Annotated in this window: 3 protein-coding genes; all 3 read left to right on the top strand. The window is 68.5% G+C overall.

Features of this window, described 5'->3' with window-relative positions; genetic code table 11:
• Positions 1-130 precede the first annotated feature (130 nt).
• Positions 131-2,071 (top strand): threonine--tRNA ligase, encoded by a 1,941-nt coding sequence (gene thrS / locus BKE38_RS12295; RefSeq protein ID WP_076957608.1) that lies wholly within the window; start codon positions 131-133, stop codon positions 2,069-2,071.
• Positions 2,072-2,183: 112 nt separating this feature from the next.
• The gene (gene infC / locus BKE38_RS12290) at positions 2,184-2,696 is read left to right on the top strand and encodes a translation initiation factor IF-3 (protein ID WP_106409200.1); all 513 of its coding nucleotides are present in this window, start codon (positions 2,184-2,186) and stop codon (positions 2,694-2,696) included.
• Between the two features lie 291 nt (positions 2,697-2,987).
• Positions 2,988-3,519, top strand: a 532-nt coding sequence (locus BKE38_RS32005) for an SH3 domain-containing protein (RefSeq protein ID WP_106409199.1), incomplete at its 3' end; no start/stop codon positions are given.

Below are 3,519 nucleotides of genomic sequence, written 5' to 3'. Positions count from 1 at the left end.
AGAAAAAAGAAGGGGGTTCGGGGGAATTCATTCCCCCGACCTTCAACCGGCCTGCTTTCTTCCGTTGACGGAGCGCCGCACCGCGCCCATGGTCCGGCGCCCTTTTTTCAAGCCAGGAAACTCCTGACCGATGCCTGCGATCACGTTGCCCGACCAGTCCGTCCGCGTCTTCGACGAGGCGGTGACGGGCACTACCGTGGCGGCCTCCATCGGTCCGGGGCTGGCCAAGGCGGCGCTGGCCATGCAGGTGGACGGGCAGCTGCGCGACCTGTCGCACCGGATCGAGGGTGACGCGGCGGTGCGCTTCATCACCCGCAAGGACCCGGAGGCGCTGGAGCTGATCCGGCATGACTCCGCGCATGTCCTGGCCGAGGCGGTGCAGGAGCTGTTCCCCGGCACGCAGGTGACCATCGGTCCGGCGATCGAGAACGGCTTCTATTACGACTTCGCCCGGAACGAGCCGTTCAAGCCGGAGGATTTCCCGGCGATCGAGAAGAAGATGAAGGAGATCATCGGTCGCAACGCCGCCTTCGTCCGCGAGGAGTGGCCGCGCGAGCAGGCCATTTCGTTCTTCGAGGCGAAGGGGGAGCGCTACAAGGCCGAGCTGATCCGGGACCTGCCGGTCGACGTGCCGATCAGCATCTACCGCCAGGGCGACTGGCTGGACCTGTGCCGCGGGCCGCATATGCGGACGACGGGCGACATCGGCTCGGCCTTCAAGCTGATGAAGGTGGCCGGCGCCTATTGGCGTGGCGACCACCGCAACGCCATGCTGAGCCGCATCTACGCGACCGCGTGGCGCGACCAGAAGGAGCTCGACGCCTATCTCCACCAGCTGGAGGAGGCGGAGCGCCGCGACCACCGCAAGATCGGCAAGGAGATGGCGCTGTTCCACCTCCAGGAGGAGGCGGTCGGCTCGATCTTCTGGCACCCCAAGGGCTGGCGCCTCTACACCAAGGTGCAGGACTACATGCGCCGCCGGCTGGATGCGACGCAGTACCAGGAGGTGAAGACCCCGCAGCTGGTCGACCGCCGGCTGTGGGAGGCCTCGGGCCACTGGGAGAAGTACCGGGAGAACATGTTCCTCGCGACCGTCGACGACGAGTCGGAGAAGGACCGCATCCTGGCGCTGAAGCCGATGAACTGCCCCTGCCACGTGCAGATCTTCAACCATGGCCTGCGCTCCTACCGCGAACTGCCGATGCGGATGGCCGAGTTCGGGGCGTGCCACCGCTACGAGCCGTCCGGCGCGCTGCACGGCATCATGCGGGTGCGCTCCTTCACCCAGGACGACGCGCATATCTTCTGCACCGAGGCGCAGATCGCCTCGGAGACGGTCGAGTTCGTGGCGCTGCTGTCGCGCATCTACAAGGATTTCGGCTTCGAGAGCTTCCGGGTGAAGTTCTCCGACCGGCCGGAAAAGCGGGCCGGTTCCGATGAGACCTGGGACCGGTCGGAAGGCGCGCTGAAGGAAGCCTGCCGCATCGCCGGCGTCGACTACGAGCTGAATCCGGGGGAGGGCGCCTTCTACGGCCCGAAGCTGGAATTCGTCCTGCGCGACGCGATCGGCCGCGACTGGCAGTGCGGCACGCTGCAGGTCGACTTCGTGCTGCCGGAGCGGCTGGACGCGGTCTATGTCGGCGAGGACGGCAACCGGCACCGCCCGGTCATGCTGCACCGCGCCATCCTGGGGTCCTTCGAGCGGTTCCTCGGCATCCTGATCGAGCAGCATGCCGGGCGTTTCCCGCTGTGGCTGGCGCCTGTCCAGGTGGCCGTCGCCACCATCGTCGACGATGCCGCGCCCTTCGCCCGCGAGGTGGCGGCCGCCCTGCAGAAGGCCGGGCTGTCGGTGGAGCTCGACCTGCGCAACGAGAAGATCAACCGCAAGGTGGTCGACCATATCGACCAGCGCGTCCCGGTGCTGGCGGTGATCGGCAAGCGCGAGGCCGAGGAGGGCCGCGTGGTGCTGCGCCGCCTGCCGGGCCGCGAGCAGGTGACGATGACCTTGGAAGAGGCGGTCGCCACCCTTGCGGCGGAGGCCACGCCACCCGATCTGTCACCGGACGCATAGCATTTGGTGCGCAAAGGTTGCAGCGGCCCGGCCGCTGCACCATAAGACCCGTTGAACTTCGTTCCAACAGCGACAGGAGCCGACTCTGGCCCGAGGCCCTATTCCGAATCAGTTGCCGCCCCGCGACGGCCCGCGCGTCAACGAGGATATCCGCGTTCCGCAGGTCCGCCTGATCGATCAGGACGGCGAGATGCTCGGCGTGATGAGCGCGCGTGAAGCGCTGCTGCGCGCCTATGAGCTGGGCATGGATCTGCTCGAGATCAGCCCGAACGCCGTCCCGCCGGTCTGCAAGATCACCGACTACGGCAAGTACAAGTACGAGCAGCAGAAGAAGGCCAACGAGGCCCGCAAGAAGCAGAAGATCGTCGAGATCAAGGAAATCAAGGTTCGCCCGAACATTGATGACCACGATTACGACGTGAAGATGCGGGCGGCCAAGGGCTTCATCGAGGAAGGCGACAAGGTGAAGGTCACCCTGCGCTTCCGCGGCCGTGAGATGGCGCACCAGGATCTGGGCGTGAAGGTTCTCGAGCGCATCCGCACCGAGCTGGCCGAGTTGGCCAAGGTCGAGCAGATGCCGCGTCTGGAAAACCGCCAGATGATCATGGTGCTGGCGCCCAAATAAGCGCCAGCCGCGATGCGGGGCCGGGGGAGTTCCTCCGGCCGGCGCATGAGGTCCCGCGACGGGATCCTGCCGATGTCCGAAGCCGCCCCCTCGCCGGGCGGCTTTTTTCATTCTGCGCAAGCCGGGCGGCGTGCCGTCCGGCATCTCCCGGTAATCCTCGCGCGTTCATCCTCCGGCCGCTGGGCCGCTGGCGGCGGCCGCAATTGCGCCACCCTTCGGCCGCCGGCCGGCCGGGATCGGGCTGCAGCGTGGCTCGATGACAGCCGCGCCGCCTGCCGAGGAGGATCGCCGATGACGTGGAAATCTGTTGCACCTCGTCTCTGGCCCGCCCTGCTGGGCCTGCCGCTGATGGCGGGCGCGGCCGAGGCGGTGCCGGCGCTGGTGATCGACCGCATCCGCCTGCATGCCGGCCCGGCCGCCGAGTACCCCACCGTCGCCGTGCTGGAGCGCGGCATGACGGTCGAAGTGGTCGGCTGCCTGCAGGGCTACACCTGGTGCGACATCCTGGTCGGGCCGCAGCGCGGCTGGCTGCGCGGCGGCTTCCTGGCGATGAGCCAGTATCCCGCCCAGGCGCCCTTGCCGCTGCCCGGGATCGGCCCCTCGGTCGGGCTGCCGATCGTGGTCTTCAGCCTCGGCCACTACTGGGATTCCTATTACCGCGGCCAGCCCTGGTACGTGGAGCGCGACCGCTGGGCCTATGCCCCGCCGCCGCCGCCGCCCGGCCCTGGTCCAGGCTGGGGCGGCCCGCCGCCGCCGGGCTGGGGCAGCGGGCCGCCGCGTCCCGGCTGGGGGCCTGGGCCCGGGCCGGGTCCGGGCCCAGGCC

Origin of the sequence: Teichococcus deserti (genome assembly GCF_001982615.1) — a bacterium.
Taxonomy (GTDB): domain Bacteria; phylum Pseudomonadota; class Alphaproteobacteria; order Acetobacterales; family Acetobacteraceae; genus Pseudoroseomonas; species Pseudoroseomonas deserti.
The sequence above is the reverse complement of the archived record's forward strand: the minus strand, read 5'-3'. Positions and strand labels throughout refer to the sequence as shown.